The following is a 15,645-nucleotide window of genomic DNA, read 5'->3' as shown; positions in this document are numbered from 1 at the left end:
GTTCACTCCCCGGTCTCGGGCGGACCCAGCTTCTCCCAGCCCTCGGTGATCACTCGACCGTACAGGACGTCGGGATCGAGACGGCGCAACTCCTCAGCCAGGCACTCCCGCAGGGTGCGGCGCGGCAGATGCAGATCGTGGTTGGGCTGACCGGGCTGCGTGAGCACGGCGTCACCTGGGACGGGGCGCTCCAGCAGGATGTCCCCGCTCGCACGGCTGAGGCGAACCGACTTGATGCCTTCGTCCCATTCATCGCGCTTCTCATACGCCCATCGAACCGGAACGTCGAGGGCGAGCTGGAGCCATGCTGCGAGCAGTGCGGTGGACGGGGAGGAGGCTGCACCTCGCACCTCCACAGCCGTGACCTCTTCGAACGGCGGCTGGTCGAGCACTGCAGCGAGCTGCTCGCGCCAGTACGTGAGACGGGTCCACGCGAGGTCGGTGTCGCCGGGGGCGTGCGAACGCCCGAGTGACTCGATCTGCGCGCGCACGTCGTTGGCGGTGGCGGCGTCGGTGATGCGACGCTGGGCGATATGACCGAGCGGTGTGGCGGACGGCTCCTCCGGAGCGTCATCCGGCCACCAGGCGACGACCGGGGCATCGGGCAGCAGAAGGCCGGTGAGCAGGCTCTCCTGGTTGCCGGCCGCGTCGCCGTCGGCACGCAGCACGACGACCTCGCTCGCACCGGCGTCGCCGCCGACACGGATCTGGGCGTCGAGGCGCGCATCGCCCTCGCGTTCGGTGAGGACGATCACGCGCATCGGATGCTCGCGGGAGGCGTCGTTGGCCGCCTCGATCGCCTCTTCTGCGACCTCTTCGCGTGCGGCGATGACCAGGGTCAGCACGCGGCCGAGCGCCACAGCGCCGCCCTCCTCACGCAGTTTGACGAGTTGCTTGGCGACCTGGCTGACGGTCGTGTCGGGAAGGTCGATGATCACGGTCGTCTCCAGACTCGTCCGTCGCGGGCCAGAAGGGCATCGGCGGATGCCGGACCCCACGAACCGGGGGCGTACTGCTGCACCGGTGTCTTCTGCGATGCCCAGTACTTCTCGACGGGGTCGAGGATCTTCCAGGACAGCTCGACCTCTTCGTGGCGCGGGAACAGCGGCGGGTCGCCGAGGAGCACGTCCAGGATGAGCCGCTCGTACGCCTCGGGGCTCGCTTCGGTGAAGGCGTGGCCGTATCCGAAGTCCATCGTCACATCGCGGACGTTGCTGCCGGCACCAGGGACCTTGGAGCCGAACCGGATCGTCACTCCCTCATCGGGCTGCACGCGGATGACGAGGGCGTTCTGACCGAGCTCTGCGGTGTTCGAACGTCCGAACAGATGCTGCGGGGCGCGCTTGAAGACCACGGCGATCTCCGTCACTCGGCGACCCAGGCGCTTGCCGGTGCGCAGATAGAACGGAACATCGGCCCAGCGTCGCGTGTTGATGTCGAGCCTGATGGCCGCGTAGGTCTCCGTGGTGGAATCCGGGTCCATCCCGTCCTCGTCGAGGAAACCGGTGACCTGTTCGCCGCCCTGCCATCCGCCCGCGTACTGGCCGCGTGCGGTCGCGAGGGAGAGATCCTCGGGAAGGGTGACGGCGGCGAGCACCTTCTCCTTCTCGGCGCGCAGGTGCTCTGCGCTCAGGCTGATCGGCTCTTCCATCGCGGTGAGTGCGAGAAGCTGCAGCAGGTGGTTCTGGATGACGTCCCGCGCAGCACCGACGCCGTCGTAGTAGCCGGCGCGACCGCCGACGCCGATGTCCTCGGCCATGGTGATCTGCACGTGATCGACGTAGTTGCGGTTCCAGATCGGCTCGTACAGCTCGTTCGCGAAGCGCAGCGCGAGGATGTTCTGCACCGTCTCCTTGCCGAGGTAGTGGTCGATGCGGAAGATCGCGTCTGCGGGGAAAGCGACCTCCAGCGCCTCGTTGAGGTCGCGCGCCGATTCGAGATCGTGGCCGAAGGGCTTCTCGATGACGACGCGCCGCCAGCGCTCGTCGCCGTGGTCGTCGCCGACCAGCCCGGAGTCCTTCAGCTGCTTCGTGACGACGGGGAACGACTTCGGCGGGATCGACAGGTAGTACGCGTGGTTTCCCATCGTGCCGCGTTCGACGTCGAGCTTCTCGACGGTCTCGCGCAGCTTGGCGAACGACTCGGGGTTGTCGAACTCACCGGAGACGAAGCGGATGCCCTGCAGCAGCTGCTGCCAGGTCTCCTCGCGGAACTCGGTGCGCGCGTGCTTCTTCACCGCGTCGTACACGACCTCGGCGAAGTCCTGGTCCTCCCAATCGCGTCGGGCGAAGCCGACCAGGGCGAAACCGGGCGGCAGGAGCCCTCGGTTCGCCAGGTCGTAGACCGCCGGCATGAGCTTCTTGCGCGACAGGTCGCCAGTCACACCGAAGATCACCAGCGCGCTGGGACCTGCGATGCGATTGAGGCGACGGTCGTCTGGGTCGCGCAGCGGGTTATGGCCGCGTGATACGGGAACGGTCATCGGCGGGGGCTTCTCCTACGGGCTACTTCTGGGCGGCTTCGAAGAGGGCGAGCACGTCGGCCGAGTCCTCTGTGATCGTCAGGGACACGACGGGGCGGCCATGCTCGGCCAGCACGCCGGCATCACCCGCGGCCTGCGCTTGGATGAGCTGTCCGAAGGTGAACGGGCGCTCTGGGATCTCGAGATCGACGTCTGTGCGCTCCAGGATCTGCAGGAACACACCCTGAGCGGGTCCGCCCTTGTGATACTGGCCGGTCGAATGCAGGAACCGAGGACCCCAGCCGAACGTGGTCGGACGGCCGGAATCGGCGGCGACCAGCTCGCGAAGACCCTGCAGCTGCGGCAGCTCCAGACGGTTGACGTACGCCTGGATCGACACGTAGCCGTCTTCCGGCAGCTGCGCCCACAGCGCGTCCAGCACCGCTTCGATGTTGCCCGAAGCCGCAAGCGCGGGATCGGACACACGGACCTCGATGCCGCTCTCGACGAACGCGGGCGCTGTCGGCGCGGGCCGTGCGTCCAGAAGGCCACGGGTGGCGACCTTGGCGGATTCGACGTCGGGCTGGTTGAACGGATCGATGCCCAGCAGGTAGCCGGCGATCGCGGTCGCGTACTCCCACACGATCAGGTTCGCGCCGAGCGAACCGCTCACGAGGATCTCGCCTTCGTGACGCTCGCGCAGGTGGAACTCGTTCGCGTCATCGACGAGGCGCACGATCTGCAGGTCAGCGGGGACCTCATCCAGTTCCGGCGAGACCGGCAGCAGCACGACGGGCAGGATGCCGGTGCCGTCCTTGCCTGTGGACTCGGCGATGAGCTGCTCGATCCAATCCGGCAGACCGTTGATGTGCGTTCCGTCGGTGATCAGGCCCAGCTTGTCGCGCCGCGGACTCGTGCCTGCGATGGCTGCGCCGAGGCGCAGCGCCGGGTTGTCTGCCGCGTCGACGGCGACCTGCAGCAGTGTCGCCTCGGCCTCGTCGAGCAGCTCGGAGATGTCGGCACCGGCGAGTCCGGAGGGCACCAGCCCGAAGGCGGTGAGGGCCGAGTAGCGGCCGCCCACGTTCGGGTCGGCGTTGAACACCCGGTATCCGGCCTCGCGAGCGGATGCGTCCAGCGGCGAACCGGGGTCGGTGACGACGACGATGCGCTCGACGGGATCGATGCCGAGGTCGCGGAACGCGGCCTCGAACGTGCGGCGCTGCGAATCGGTCTCGACCGTGGAGCCCGACTTCGACGAAACGACCAGGGCGGTCTGCTCGAGACCCTCGTCGAGCGCGGCCAGTACCTGGCCGGGTGCCGTCGAGTCGAGGATCGTGAGCGCGACACCTGCGGTCTGCGTGATCACCTCAGGCGCGAGCGACGATCCACCCATGCCGGCGAGCACGACGCGGGTGACGCCCTTGGAACGCAGCGCGTCGCGGAGCGCGACGATCTCAGGAACCAGAGGACGCGAGACCGACACTGCCTCGAGCCAGCCGAGACGCTTGGCTGCCTCTTCTTCGGCGGCTTCGCCCCACAGCGTCGAGTCGAACCCGGTGATGCGCGATGCGATGAGGTCGCCGACCAGCTGCGGAACGACCTCGTCGATCGCCGTCTTCGCAGCGCCCGACGCGTGGATCGAGAACGTCATCGCTGGGCCTCGAGCCCCTCAGCGACCTGGGCGAGCAGGTCATGCCAGGAGTCGATGAACTTCGCGACGCCCTCGTCCTCGAGCACCTGGGTGACATCGGCGAAGTCGACGCCGACCTTCTCGAGTCCGGCGAAGACCTCGCGGGCCTCGTCGTAGCCGCCGGTGATCGTGTCGCCCGCGATGACGCCGTGGTCGAAGGTCGCCTCGAGCGTCTTCTCCGGCATCGTGTTCACGACGCCCTGGGCGACGAGTTCCGTCACGTACAGGGTGTCGGGAAGGGCCGGGTCCTTGACGCCCGTCGAGGCCCACAGCGGACGCTGCAGGGTCGCACCGGCATCCAGAAGGGCCTTGGCGCGGTCGCCAGCGAACGTCTTCTCGAACAGCTCGTACGCGAGACGGGCGTTCGCGAGGCCGGCCTTGCTCTTGAGTGCGAGCGCCTCATCGGTGCCGATCGCGACGAGGCGCTTGTCGGTCTCGGTGTCGACGCGCGAGACGAAGAACGACGCGACCGACTCGATCGTCGACAGGTCGATGCCCGCGGCCTCGGCCGTCTCGAGCCCGGTCAGGTACGCCTCGATGACCTCGGCGTAGCGCTCGAGGCTGAAGATCAGGGTCACGTTGACGCTGATGCCCGCGCCGATCGTCTGCGCGATCGCGGGAAGGCCCGCCTTGGTCGCGGGGATCTTCACCAGCAGGTTCGGGCGGTCGATCTTCTCCCAGAGCTGCTTGGCCTGCGCGACCGTTCCCTCGGTGTCGTGCGCGAGATCGGGGGACACCTCGATCGACACGCGGCCGTCGACGTGACCCGAAGCGTCCCACACCGGACGGAAGACGTCGAGTGCGGCGGCGACGTCCTGCGTGGTGGCCGCGAACACGGCCTCTTCGGCAGTCGCGCCCGACGCGGCGAGTTCGGTGACCTGCGCGTCGTAGGAGGTGTCATCCGGGTTGGTGATGGCACCGGCGAAGATCGTCGGGTTCGTCGTGACGCCCACGACGTTTCGCGTCTCGATCAGCTCGGCGAGGTTGCCGGAGTCGATGCGGGTACGGGAGAGGTCGTCCAGCCAGATGCTGACGCCTGCGGCTGCGAGGTCTGCGGTGGGGGTGCTCATGCGTTCTCCTTGACAGTTGCGCGTGCCGCCTCGACGACGGCCTCGGCGGTGATGCCGAATTCCTGGAACAGGGTCTTGTAGTCGGCGGATGCGCCGAAGTGATCGATCGCGACGGAACGTCCCTTGTCGCCGACGATGCCGCGCCAGGTGAGTGCGGAGCCCGCCTCGACGGACACGCGTGCGGTGACCGATGCCGGGAGCACGGACTCGCGGTACGCGGCATCCTGCTCGTCGAACCACTCCAGCGACGGAGCCGAGACGACGCGGGCGTTGATCCCGTCGGCGGCCAGCGTCTCGCGAGCTGCCACAGCCAGCTGCACCTCGGAGCCGGTGGCGATGATGATGACGTCGGGCGTGCCGTTCGGCGCTTCCGCGAGCACATAGGCGCCCTTGGTCGCGTTGTCGGCTGAGGCGAAGGTGTCGCCTGACGCCGCGCCCTCGCCGCGTGCGAACACCGGGATGTTCTGACGCGTCAGCGCGATACCAGCCGGTCCGGCGTGGCGGCGCAGCAGTTCGAGCCAGACGACCGAGGTCTCGTTCGCGTCCGCAGGGCGCACCACCGTGAAGTTCGGGATGGCGCGCAGGGTCGCGAGCTGCTCGATCGGCTGGTGCGTCGGGCCGTCTTCGCCGAGCGCGACGGAATCGTGCGTCCAGACGAAGATGCTGGGGATGTTCATCAGCGCAGCCAGGCGGACGGACGGGCGCATGTAGTCGCTGAAGATCAGGAACGTGCCGCCGAAGGCGCGGGTCGGGCCGTGCAGCACGATGCCGTTGATGATCGCCGCCATCGCGTGCTCACGGATGCCGAAGTGCAGCACGCGTCCGTACGGGTTGCCCGACCATTCGTGCGTCGACCACTCGGAAGGGATGAACGAGGCGGCGTTCTTGATGGTCGTGAGGTTCGACTCGGCGAGGTCGGCCGAGCCGCCCCACAGCTCGGGGAGCTCGGCAGCGAGAGCGTTGATGACCTGACCGGACGCTGCGCGGGTGGAGACTTCCTTGCCCGATTCGAAGGCGGGAAGCGCCGACGCGATGTCGGAGGGCAGCTCGTGCGCCTCGACGCGGTCGAGCAGCGCCTTGCGCTCGGGGTTCGCGGTGGCCCAGGAATCGAACGACTCCTGCCACGCGGCGCGCACCTCAGCGGCACGGTCGGCGAGCGCGCGGGTGTGCGCGATCACGTCGTCCGCGACGGCGAAGGTCTGCTCAGGGTCGAAGTCCAGGACCTTCTTGGTGGCGGCGAGCTCGTCGGCGCCGAGCGCAGAACCGTGGATCTTGCCGCTGTTCTGCTTTCCGGGCGACGGCCAGCCGATGATCGTCCTGAGGATGATGAGAGAGGGCTTGGCGGTCTCGCCCTTCGCGGCCTCGACTGCGGCGAACAGCTCGGCGACGTCTTCCACGTATTCGCCGGTCTTCTTCCAGTCGACGGTCTGCACATGCCATCCGTACGCCTCGTACCGTGCGGCGACGTCTTCGGTGAATGCGACGTTCGTGTCGTCCTCGATCGAGATCTGGTTCGAGTCGTAGAACGCGATGAGGTTGCCCAGCTGCTGGTGACCGGCGAGCGAGCCCGCCTCGCTGGTGATGCCCTCCTGCAGGTCGCCGTCTCCGGCGATCACGTACACGAAGTGGTCGAACGGGCTCTTGCCCTCAGCCGTCTCCGGGTCGAACAGCCCGCGCTCGTAGCGCGATGCGTACGCGAAGCCGACGGCGGAGGCGAGGCCCTGACCGAGCGGACCCGTCGTGATCTCCACGCCCTTGGTATGACCGTATTCGGGGTGACCCGGCGTCTTCGATCCCCACGTGCGCAGCGACTTGAGGTCGTCGAGATCGAGTCCGAAGCCGCCCAGGTAGAGCTGGACGTACTGCGTCAGTGACGAGTGTCCCGCGGAGAGGATGAAGCGATCGCGGCCCAGCCAGTCGGTGTCCGACGGGTCGTGGCGCAGGACGCGCTGGTAGAGGAGGTAGGCGAGGGGCGCGAGGCTCATCGCCGTGCCAGGGTGACCGTTGCCGACCTTCTCCACGGCATCCGCCGCCAGGATCCGTGCGGTGTCCACCGCGCGCCGGTCAATCTCTTCCCACTGCAATTCCGACAAGGTCATGCCCTTTCCAACGGTTACGAGGGCGCCCGGATTCCCTGCGCCTCCGCATCGTCACGGACAGAGCACAGCGCCGGGCGCGCGAGTGGTTTCAGCATAGCGTCGTGTCCGGATCCACGATGCTTCATTTCCTTCTCTTGCCGCGCAGGGCTCGACGCCTGGCGTGCGCGGGGCCTGTGCGGCGCCTGCACTAGACTGGAGCAGTTGGCGGAGTGTGCGCTGGGAGGCGATCGATATCTCGACTATGTCCGAGGCAACGACGGCGAAACGGCCGATCGGCCAAACGATCAAGGCGTATGTCTCACTGACGAAGCCCCGTGTGCTCGAGCTTCTGCTCGTCTCCACCGTTCCGGTCATGTTCCTCGCCGAGGGGGGCATGCCGAACCTCTGGCTCGTCCTGGCCACCGTGATCGGCGGCTCGATGAGCGCCGGATCCGCGGCATCGTTCAACATGTACCTCGATCGCGACATGGATGCGCAGATGCATCGCACCGAGAAGCGCCCGCTCGTGACCGGCGAGATCACGCCGCGAGCGGCACTGATCTTCTCCTGGACTCTGGCTGTGGCATCCACGATCTGGCTGCTGGCGACCACCAACTGGCTGACGGCGACGCTGTCGGTCGCTGCGATCTTTTTCTACGTCGTGATCTACACGATGATCCTCAAGCGTCGTACCGAGCAGAACATCATCTGGGGCGGCATCGCCGGCTGCTTCCCGGTGGTGATCGGCTGGTCGGCCGTCACGGGAGACGTCGCCTGGCCGGCGATCGTGCTGTTCGCGCTGGTCTTCCTGTGGACGCCGGCGCACTACTGGCCGCTGTCGATGAAATACCGCGACGACTACCAGGGCGCTGACGTTCCGATGCTCGGCGTCACGCGCAACGCGTCGCAGGTCGGCCTTCAGGTCATTCTGTACGCGTGGGCGACGCTGGCCTGCTCGTTGCTGCTGATTCCCGTCGCCGACATGGGGCTGGTGTACTCCGTGTCCGCCGTGGTGTTCGGCGGCTGGTTCGTCTACGAGTCGCACCGGCTGTACTCGCAGGCGGTGCGTGGAACGAACCCGCGTCCGATGCGGGTGTTCCACGCCTCCATCACCTACCTGACGCTGATATTCGTCGCTGTCGCCGTCGACCCGCTGCTGCCGTTCTGATCTTCTTCAATTCGATCCTCTTCCGAGGCATCGTCGGTCGTTTTCTCTGACGCATCCACGTCCGTCGCAGAGTCTGTCGAAGCGTCGGTCGCGGGTGCAGTCTCTGCCGCCCAGTCGATCGGCTCCACGACGACGGGCGCCGCGGCAGGAACGAAGGACTTGGCTGCGGCGAGGGCCAGGGCGAGAAGGACTCCGATCACGCCGGCTCCGAGCAGTACGGCTCCGACGACGATCATCGGCTGACCGACGTAGACCTCCACGCCGGTCGCCGTCCCGTCGAGCAGCTTGGCCGTCATGATGCTCGCGTTGTCCGAGATCAGCCACGCGCCCACTCCGGCGGACACGAGAGAGAGGACGAGCAGGAACCAGTACGAGATGCTGCGTGTGAGTGATTTCTTCATGTCGACAAGCCTCAGGGACGCGTTGATGCATACGCTATGCGCGACCTGTGCAGAGCCTGTGCGTGATGCGCAGTCCGGATCGACGTGAGATTGATCCCGGAAGGATTTCGCGGGTTCACGACGAGCTCAACCCGCGAGATCCTTCCGGCAACCCATGGGATGCCGGGCAGCGAGGCTGGCCGCGCCGATCATCGCGCGACGTCGGCATCGACCGGGCGCTTCAGGTGCATCACCGTCACCGTGTAGGCCGCGGCGGAGAGCGCGGCGAGGACCATGTGGATGCCGACTAGCAGCCCCGGCAGTCCCGCGCGGGCCTGCCAGATACCGACGGCGACCTGCACCAGGATGGCGAGCACGAGCACAAGGAACCAGCGACGAGGTGCGAGCCGCTGCACCCACGCGGTGATCGTCAGCGCTGCCACCAGAGCGGCGAGGACATATCCGGGCCACGAGTGCACGTGCGCGAGGATCGTGGCGTCGAAGCCGTCCCGCACGACGTTCGCATCGCCGGAGTGCGGTCCCGATCCGGTGGTGAGCACTCCGAAGAAGATTGTCACGGCCAACGCGAGTCCGGTGATATGCGACCCGATCGCGAACCACTGCGGCACGACGCGCTCGCGCGGTGCCCCGGATTCCTGAAGCCTCACGAGGTAGGCGGCGGTGACGCAGACGAGCAGCAGTGACGACGCGTAGTGGAACCCGACGATGAACGGGTTCAGGTCGCTGAGGACGGCAAGGCCCCCGACCACTGCCTGCGCCATGACTCCGATGAGGACGATCCAGGCGAGCGTGGAGAGATCCCGTCTCCGCGTCGTCAGCCGCAGCGAATCCACTGCGGCGACGACGACGGCGACGAGCAGAGCACCGGACGCGAAGCCGAATGCGGGAAGGCCGAACGGGTCGGTGACGAGGTAGGCGACGACAGCGGCGGCGACGCCACCCACGGCGAACCACACCGCCCGCATGACCAGGCGACGACCGCCGATCGCGTGCAGCGTCAGCAGCAGCACCGCGAGAGCGAGCAGGCCGACGACGCCGGTCATCGTGCGGTTGCCGAACTCGATGATTCCGTGGATGCCCTGAACCTCGTAGATGGGCACCAGCGATTCCGGCGTGCACAGCGGCCACTCCGAGCAGCCGAGGCCGGATCCGGTCAGGCGCACGGCGCCGCCGGTGCCGATGATGATCACCTCGGCGATGAACGACAGCCACGCCAGCACTCGCAGCGGCCGCCCGAATCCGGAGAGGCGAGGATCCCCTCGACCTTCGTACGGTGAAGTGGCGGCGGGCGCTGCAGTGTCGGGCATGTGTCCTCCGGCCCGCGCCCGAGCGCACGGGCGCGGCCCGTTTGTCAGGGGGAACCTGTAGAATCGGATTGTTGCGATGCCTGCGGAAAGCGCAGAGTGCATCACCAACAGTTTAGGCGCGAAGAATGCGTCCGTGATGAGGCCCACCAGCGGCACCCACACCCGTCGACTCGAACGGGCCAGGAGGTGTCGGGGCGGATGACACCGTTGAGGCCTGACAAGGAGAGTGTGATGTCGGATGTGCTGATCGATCGCCCGGAACTCGAAAGTCTGGGGGTGTATGAGTTCGGCTGGCACGATGAAGACGCCGCAGGAGCCATCGCGAAACGCGGCCTCTCCGAGGACGTCGTGCGCGGCATCTCCGCGCTGAAGAACGAACCCGAATGGATGCTGAAGACCCGCATGAAGGGTCTGTCACTGTTCGGACGCAAGCCGATGCCGACGTGGGGCGCAGATCTCAGCGACATCGACTTCGACAACATCAAATACTTCGTCCGCTCGACGGAGAAGCAGGCGCAGTCCTGGGAAGACCTTCCCGTCGAGATCCGAGAGACCTATGAGCGGCTCGGCATCCCCGAGGCAGAGCGTCAGCGACTCGTCGCCGGAGTCGCGGCGCAGTACGAGTCCGAAGTGGTGTATCACCAGATCCGCGAGGACCTGGAAGCACAGGGCGTCATCTTCATGGACACCGACACCGCGCTGCGCGAGCACCCGGAGTTCTTCGAGGAGTACTTCGGAACGGTGATCCCGGCCGGTGACAACAAGTTCGCAGCCCTCAACACCGCCGTCTGGTCCGGCGGATCCTTCGTCTACGTCCCCAAGGGCGTGCACGTCGAGATCCCGCTGCAGGCTTACTTCCGCATCAACACCGAGAACATGGGCCAGTTCGAGCGCACCCTGATCATCGCGGACGAAGACAGCTACATCCACTACATCGAGGGCTGCACCGCTCCGATCTACAAGTCGGACTCGCTGCACTCCGCCGTCGTCGAGATCATCGTGAAGAAGAATGCTCGCGTTCGCTACACGACGATCCAGAACTGGTCGAACAACGTCTACAACCTCGTGACCAAGCGTGCTGTCGCCCATGAGGGCGCCACCATGGAGTGGGTCGACGGCAACATCGGCTCCAAGGTGACGATGAAGTACCCGTCGATCTACCTGATGGGCGAGCACGCCAAGGGCGAGACGCTCTCGGTCGCATTCGCCGGTCCCGGCCAGCACCAGGACGCCGGCGCGAAGATGATCCACATGGCGCCGTACACCCAGTCCTCGATCGTCTCCAAGTCGATCGCCCGCGGCGGTGGCCGTGCCGGCTACCGCGGTGAGGTCCGAGTCGACGCCAACGCCCATCACTCCGCGAACACGGTGCGCTGCGACGCGCTGCTGGTCGACACCAAATCCCGCTCCGACACATATCCGGCGATCGACATCCGAGTCGACGACGTGCAGCTCGGCCATGAGGCGACCGTCTCGAAGGTGAGTGAAGAGCAGCTCTTCTACCTCCAGTCCCGCGGGATGCCGGAAGACGAGGCGATGGCGATGATCGTGCGCGGCTTCATCGAGCCGATCGCGCGCGAACTGCCGATGGAATACGCCATGGAACTGAACAAGCTCATCGAAATGGGCATGGAAGGATCGGTCGGCTAAATGGCGGCCTCGACGACAGCGCCCAGCGAGGCGCAGCACACGAACGCGCCCCAGGCGGGCGCGCACATCGACCCCGCAGCCCAGGTGGCCGCTGCCGGATTCGTCCCGGTGCAGACCCGATCTGCACGTCCGCGCTCATTCGAGCCGGAGGAGTTCGGCACGCCGACCGGACGAGAGGTGAACTGGAAGCACACTCCGGTCGACCGTCTCTCCGGGCTCTTCAGCGTCGCCGCGCAGAACGACGGCGTGTCCCACGAGATCACGACGGGCGAGCAGTACATCGCGGAGTCCCTGTCCGCAGGCACCGCGCCTCGCGGCGAGCACTTCCTCTCCGAGGACATCGTCTCGGCAGTCGCCTGGCAGGGTTCGCCCGAGGCTCTGCACGTGCGTGTCCCTCGCGACGAAGAGATCGCAGAACCGATCCTCGTCACGATCACCGGGCACGGAGCCGACAAGCGCGCTGACGGCCACATCGTCATCGAGGCGCTCGAGCACAGCTCCGCCACAGTGATCCTCCGCCACCGCGGATCGGCGCAGTACGCGCAGAACGTCGAGATCATCGCGCGTGCCGGATCCCGGCTGACGGTCGTGTCGGTGCAGCGGTGGGACGACGACGCCGTGCACGCGGCATCTCACCAGGCCCGCGTCGACAACGACGCTGTGCTCAAGCACTTCGTCATCAGCTTCGGCGGCGGCCTCGTCCGGGTCAACCCCAACGTCGAACTCGCGGGCAACGGATCCGAAGGCTACCTCTACGGCCTCTCGTACGCCGATGCCGGACAGCACCTGGAGAGCCAGGTCTATCTGCACCACAAGGGCGCCCACACCAAGGGCGACGTGCTCTACAAGGGCGCACTGCAGGGCGAGAGCGCGCACAGCGTGTGGATCGGCGACGTGCTGATCGGCGCGAACGCCACCGGCACCGACTCCTACGAGGCGAACCGCAACCTGGTGCTCACAGAGGGTGCTCGCGCCGACTCGATCCCGAACCTGGAGATCGAGACCGGCGACATCCTCGGTGCAGGACACGCCAGCGCGACGGGTCGTTTCGACGATGAGCAGCTGTTCTACCTGCAGGCACGAGGAATCACGGAAGAAGAGGCACGACGCCTCGTCGTGCTGGGCTTCCTCACCGACGTCGTGCAGCGACTCGGCATCCCTGCCCTCGAGGAGGAGCTGCTCAGCGCGATCGAAACCGAACTCGCGGCGGTGAACCAGTGAGCGCACAGCGCGCCTGCGGCCTGGGCGAACTCGAGCAGGACACCCCGCTGCGGGTGGAGCTCGACGGCGTTCCGATGGCGGTCGTGCTCGACTCCGAGGGCGAGGTGCACGCCATCGGCGACACCTGCACCCACGGCGAGATCTCGCTGTCCGAAGGTTTCGTCGAAGGCGACACGCTGGAATGCTGGGCTCACGGCTCCGCATTCTCGCTGCGCACCGGCATCCCCCAGAATCTCCCCGCATATGAGCCCGTACCGGTCTACGTCGTCCAGATCGACGGCGACGACGTGCTCATCGATCCGACTGTAACTAAGGAAGTCTGAATGTCTGTTCTCGAGATCCGCGACCTGCACGTCACGGTCGACACCGAGGCCGGGACCACCCCGATCCTCAACGGCATCACCCTGACGATGAACACGGGTGAGACGCACGCCATCATGGGCCCCAACGGCTCGGGCAAGTCCACCCTGGCGTACACGATCGCCGGTCACCCCAAGTACACCGTCACCGGCGGTTCCATCACGTTCGACGGCGCGGACGTGCTGTCGATGACCGTCGATGAGCGTGCCCGTGCCGGCCTGTTCCTCGCCATGCAGTACCCGGTGGAGATCCCCGGCGTCACGGTGACGAACTTCCTGCGTACGGCCAAGACCGCGCTCGACGGAGAAGCACCAGCCATCCGCTCGTGGACCAAGGACGTCAAGGGCGCCATGGCGAACCTGCGCATGGATCCGAAGTTCGCGCAGCGCAACGTCAACGAGGGCTTCTCCGGGGGCGAGAAGAAGCGCCACGAGATCCTTCAGCTCGAGGTGCTCAAACCGAAGTTCGCGATCCTCGACGAGACCGACTCCGGCCTCGACGTCGATGCTCTGAAGATCGTCTCCGAGGGCGTCAACCGCGCCAAGGAGTCCACGGGCCTCGGCGTCCTGCTGATCACGCACTACACCCGCATCCTCCGCTACATCCGCCCCGATTTCGTGCACGTCATCGTCGCGGGGAAGATCGTGGAAGAGGGCGGCCCGGAGCTCGCCGACCGGCTCGAGGACGAGGGATACGACCGTTTCCTCGACCCCGCTGCCCCGATCGAGGCGTAGGCTGATCGCATGACCGCGACTCTTGCTCCAGAGAAGTTCGATGAGGTCACCGAGGCTCTCAAGGACGTGATGGACCCCGAGCTCGGGATCAACGTCGTCGACCTCGGACTCATCTACGATCTCGCCTGGGACGACGAGAACGACGCCCTCGTGATCCACATGACGCTGACGAGCGCAGGCTGCCCGCTCACCGATGTGCTCGAGGAGCAGGCGGCGCAGGCGCTCGACTCGGTCGTCGATCGGTTCCGCATCAACTGGGTGTGGATGCCGCCGTGGGGTCCGGAGAAGATCACCGATGACGGGCGCGACATGATGCGCGCGCTCGGCTTCGCCATCTGACGGTGCCGTGAGCACGAAGGTCCGTGCACTCCCTCTGCAGCAGCTCAGAGAGCGCACCAGCGAGAAGTGGCGGGAGTATCCCGCCGATGTGCTGCCGTTGTTCGTCGCCGAGACCGATTTTCCGCTGGCGCCGGCGATCACGCGGGCGCTGAGTCGCGCCGTCGAGACCGGCGACACCGGCTACGTCGCCTCGCGCACACCGCTCGCGGCCGCCTACGCGGAATTCGCGACACGTCGGTTCGGCTGGTCGCCGGATCCCGCGCGCATGCGGTCGACGGCAGACGTCAGCATGGGCATCGTGGAGATCCTCCGACGCGTGACGACGCCGGGTGACCGCGTGATCGTGATGCCGCCGGTCTATCCACCGTTCTACGACCTCGTCGAAGAGGCCGGCGCGGTCGTCGAGCGGGTGCCGTTGCGCGACACAGGTACGGCATGGGAGATCGATCTCGACGGCATCCGCAGTGCGCTGGAAGAAGGCGCACGCGCGATTCTGCTCTGCAGCCCGCACAACCCCACCGGCACTGTGCACTCCGTGGCCTCGCTCACAGCCCTCGCCGAGTTGGCCGCTGCTCACGGCGCGACAGTGGTTTCCGACGAGATCCATGCGCCTCTGGCCCAGCCGGACGCCGGATTCACGCCATTTCTCGCGATCTCGGATGCTGCGCGCGAGTTCGGCTATGCAGTGGTCAGTGCGAGCAAGGCGTTCAACCTCGCCGGCCTCAAGTGCGCGCTGATCGTCACAGCATCCGATGGTCCGACGCGGGTCGTGCGTTCCCTGCCGATCGAGGTGGAGTGGCGCACGGGGCAGTTCGGTCTTCTCGCCGCCGTCGCCGCGTTCAGCGAGGAGAGCGACGGATGGCTCGACGGGCTGCTCGACACCCTCGACGAGAACCGCCGCCTGCTTGCGACCCTGCTGGCCGAGCACCTTTCCGGTGCGCGCTATCGGATGCCGGACGCCGGATATCTCGCCTGGATCGATCTGACTGAGCTCGGCTGGGGTGACAACCCTGCCAGAAGGATCCTCCGCGAGGCCAAGGTCGCACTGCACTACGGGCTCGCGTTCGGTGCAGAGGGCGCCGGTCACGCGCGCCTGAACTTCGGCACCAGTCCCGAGATCCTCACCGAGGCCGTCACCCGCATCGCCGCGCTTCGCGACGTGTGAC

The 15,645-nt window shown here is 66.8% G+C and carries 14 protein-coding genes; 7 read left to right on the top strand and 7 right to left on the bottom strand.

Translation table 11 applies throughout. The features are described 5' to 3' along the window. Positions 1 to 2: 2 nt before the first annotated feature. The 5 genes from JF52_RS0114410 to tkt are packed head-to-tail and all read right to left on the bottom strand — an operon-like array spanning position 3 to position 7,320. Positions 3 to 938 carry a glucose-6-phosphate dehydrogenase assembly protein OpcA gene (locus JF52_RS0114410; protein ID WP_033107252.1) on the bottom strand — a complete coding sequence of 312 codons (936 nt, stop codon included), beginning with the start codon at positions 936 to 938 and terminating at the stop codon, positions 3 to 5. After that, on the bottom strand, positions 935 to 2,482 hold the full coding sequence (zwf, locus tag JF52_RS0114405; protein WP_033107251.1) for a glucose-6-phosphate dehydrogenase: 1,548 nt from the start codon (positions 2,480 to 2,482) through the stop codon (positions 935 to 937). Before zwf ends, JF52_RS0114410 begins: the two co-directional genes overlap by 4 nt. A gap of 22 nt (positions 2,483 to 2,504) precedes the next feature. Beyond that, positions 2,505 to 4,112 carry a glucose-6-phosphate isomerase gene (locus JF52_RS0114400; RefSeq protein WP_033107250.1) on the bottom strand — a complete coding sequence of 536 codons (1,608 nt, stop codon included), beginning with the start codon at positions 4,110 to 4,112 and terminating at the stop codon, positions 2,505 to 2,507. Then, complete coding sequence (tal, locus tag JF52_RS0114395; protein WP_033107249.1) at positions 4,109 to 5,221, bottom strand: transaldolase; 1,113 nt, start codon at positions 5,219 to 5,221, stop codon at positions 4,109 to 4,111. The genes JF52_RS0114400 and tal overlap by 4 nt, the downstream gene beginning before the upstream one ends. Continuing rightward, complete coding sequence (tkt, locus tag JF52_RS0114390; RefSeq protein WP_372959110.1) at positions 5,218 to 7,320, bottom strand: transketolase; 2,103 nt, start codon at positions 7,318 to 7,320, stop codon at positions 5,218 to 5,220. The genes tal and tkt overlap by 4 nt, the downstream gene beginning before the upstream one ends. A gap of 241 nt (positions 7,321 to 7,561) precedes the next feature. Between tkt and JF52_RS0114385 the strand changes: the two genes are divergently transcribed. Beyond that, entirely contained in the window at positions 7,562 to 8,467 is a 906-nt protein-coding gene (locus JF52_RS0114385; protein ID WP_033107248.1) for a heme o synthase, read from the top strand. On the opposite strand, the gene JF52_RS16620 is transcribed toward JF52_RS0114385, so the two are convergent. Then, positions 8,413 to 8,868 (bottom strand): tetraspanin family protein, encoded by a 456-nt coding sequence (locus JF52_RS16620; protein ID WP_200881031.1) that lies wholly within the window; start codon positions 8,866 to 8,868, stop codon positions 8,413 to 8,415. The two genes, JF52_RS0114385 and JF52_RS16620, sit on opposite strands and share 55 nt — an antisense overlap. Before the next feature lie 188 nt (positions 8,869 to 9,056). Then, positions 9,057 to 10,175 (bottom strand): COX15/CtaA family protein, encoded by a 1,119-nt coding sequence (locus JF52_RS0114375; RefSeq protein WP_033107247.1) that lies wholly within the window; start codon positions 10,173 to 10,175, stop codon positions 9,057 to 9,059. A gap of 231 nt (positions 10,176 to 10,406) precedes the next feature. On the opposite strand from JF52_RS0114375, the gene sufB reads away from it, so the two are divergent. From sufB to JF52_RS0114345, 6 genes are read left to right on the top strand one after another with little or no spacing between them, the layout of a single operon-like run. Further along, positions 10,407 to 11,825 carry a Fe-S cluster assembly protein SufB gene (sufB, locus tag JF52_RS0114370; RefSeq protein ID WP_033107246.1) on the top strand — a complete coding sequence of 473 codons (1,419 nt, stop codon included), beginning with the start codon at positions 10,407 to 10,409 and terminating at the stop codon, positions 11,823 to 11,825. After that, positions 11,826 to 13,046: a Fe-S cluster assembly protein SufD gene (gene sufD / locus JF52_RS0114365; protein ID WP_033107245.1), complete on the top strand. Its 1,221-nt coding sequence runs from the start codon at positions 11,826 to 11,828 to the stop codon at positions 13,044 to 13,046. It abuts the gene before it with no gap. After that, on the top strand, positions 13,043 to 13,369 hold the full coding sequence (locus tag JF52_RS0114360) for a non-heme iron oxygenase ferredoxin subunit (protein WP_033107244.1): 327 nt from the start codon (positions 13,043 to 13,045) through the stop codon (positions 13,367 to 13,369). Before sufD ends, JF52_RS0114360 begins: the two co-directional genes overlap by 4 nt. Next, positions 13,370 to 14,140 (top strand): Fe-S cluster assembly ATPase SufC, encoded by a 771-nt coding sequence (sufC, locus tag JF52_RS0114355; protein ID WP_033107243.1) that lies wholly within the window; start codon positions 13,370 to 13,372, stop codon positions 14,138 to 14,140. 9 nt (positions 14,141 to 14,149) lie between these two features. Then, the gene (locus tag JF52_RS0114350) at positions 14,150 to 14,479 is read left to right on the top strand and encodes a metal-sulfur cluster assembly factor (protein ID WP_033107242.1); all 330 of its coding nucleotides are present in this window, start codon (positions 14,150 to 14,152) and stop codon (positions 14,477 to 14,479) included. A 7-nt stretch (positions 14,480 to 14,486) separates the two neighbouring features. After that, positions 14,487 to 15,644: a MalY/PatB family protein gene (locus tag JF52_RS0114345; protein WP_033107241.1), complete on the top strand. Its 1,158-nt coding sequence runs from the start codon at positions 14,487 to 14,489 to the stop codon at positions 15,642 to 15,644. Position 15,645: the final 1 nt, after the last annotated feature.

It is taken from the genome of Microbacterium profundi, assembly GCF_000763375.1.
Lineage (GTDB): Bacteria > Actinomycetota > Actinomycetes > Actinomycetales > Microbacteriaceae > Microbacterium > Microbacterium profundi.
The sequence above is the reverse complement of the archived record's forward strand: the minus strand, read 5'-3'. Positions and strand labels throughout refer to the sequence as shown.

Excerpts from the sequence above, each read along its gene's own strand:
- zwf (WP_033107251.1), bottom strand. The coding sequence starts at position 2,482 with ATGACCGTTCCCGTATCACGCGGCCATAACCCGCTGCGCGACCCAGAC.
- JF52_RS0114400 (WP_033107250.1), bottom strand. The coding sequence starts at position 4,112 with ATGACGTTCTCGATCCACGCGTCGGGCGCTGCGAAGACGGCGATCGAC.
- tal (WP_033107249.1), bottom strand. The coding sequence starts at position 5,221 with ATGAGCACCCCCACCGCAGACCTCGCAGCCGCAGGCGTCAGCATCTGG.
- tkt (WP_372959110.1), bottom strand. The coding sequence starts at position 7,320 with ATGACCTTGTCGGAATTGCAGTGGGAAGAGATTGACCGGCGCGCGGTG.
- JF52_RS0114385 (WP_033107248.1), top strand. The coding sequence starts at position 7,562 with ATGTCCGAGGCAACGACGGCGAAACGGCCGATCGGCCAAACGATCAAG.
- JF52_RS16620 (WP_200881031.1), bottom strand. The coding sequence starts at position 8,868 with ATGAAGAAATCACTCACACGCAGCATCTCGTACTGGTTCCTGCTCGTC.
- JF52_RS0114375 (WP_033107247.1), bottom strand. The coding sequence starts at position 10,175 with ATGCCCGACACTGCAGCGCCCGCCGCCACTTCACCGTACGAAGGTCGA.
- sufB (WP_033107246.1), top strand. The coding sequence starts at position 10,407 with ATGTCGGATGTGCTGATCGATCGCCCGGAACTCGAAAGTCTGGGGGTG.
- sufD (WP_033107245.1), top strand. The coding sequence starts at position 11,826 with ATGGCGGCCTCGACGACAGCGCCCAGCGAGGCGCAGCACACGAACGCG.
- sufC (WP_033107243.1), top strand. The coding sequence starts at position 13,370 with ATGTCTGTTCTCGAGATCCGCGACCTGCACGTCACGGTCGACACCGAG.
- JF52_RS0114350 (WP_033107242.1), top strand. The coding sequence starts at position 14,150 with ATGACCGCGACTCTTGCTCCAGAGAAGTTCGATGAGGTCACCGAGGCT.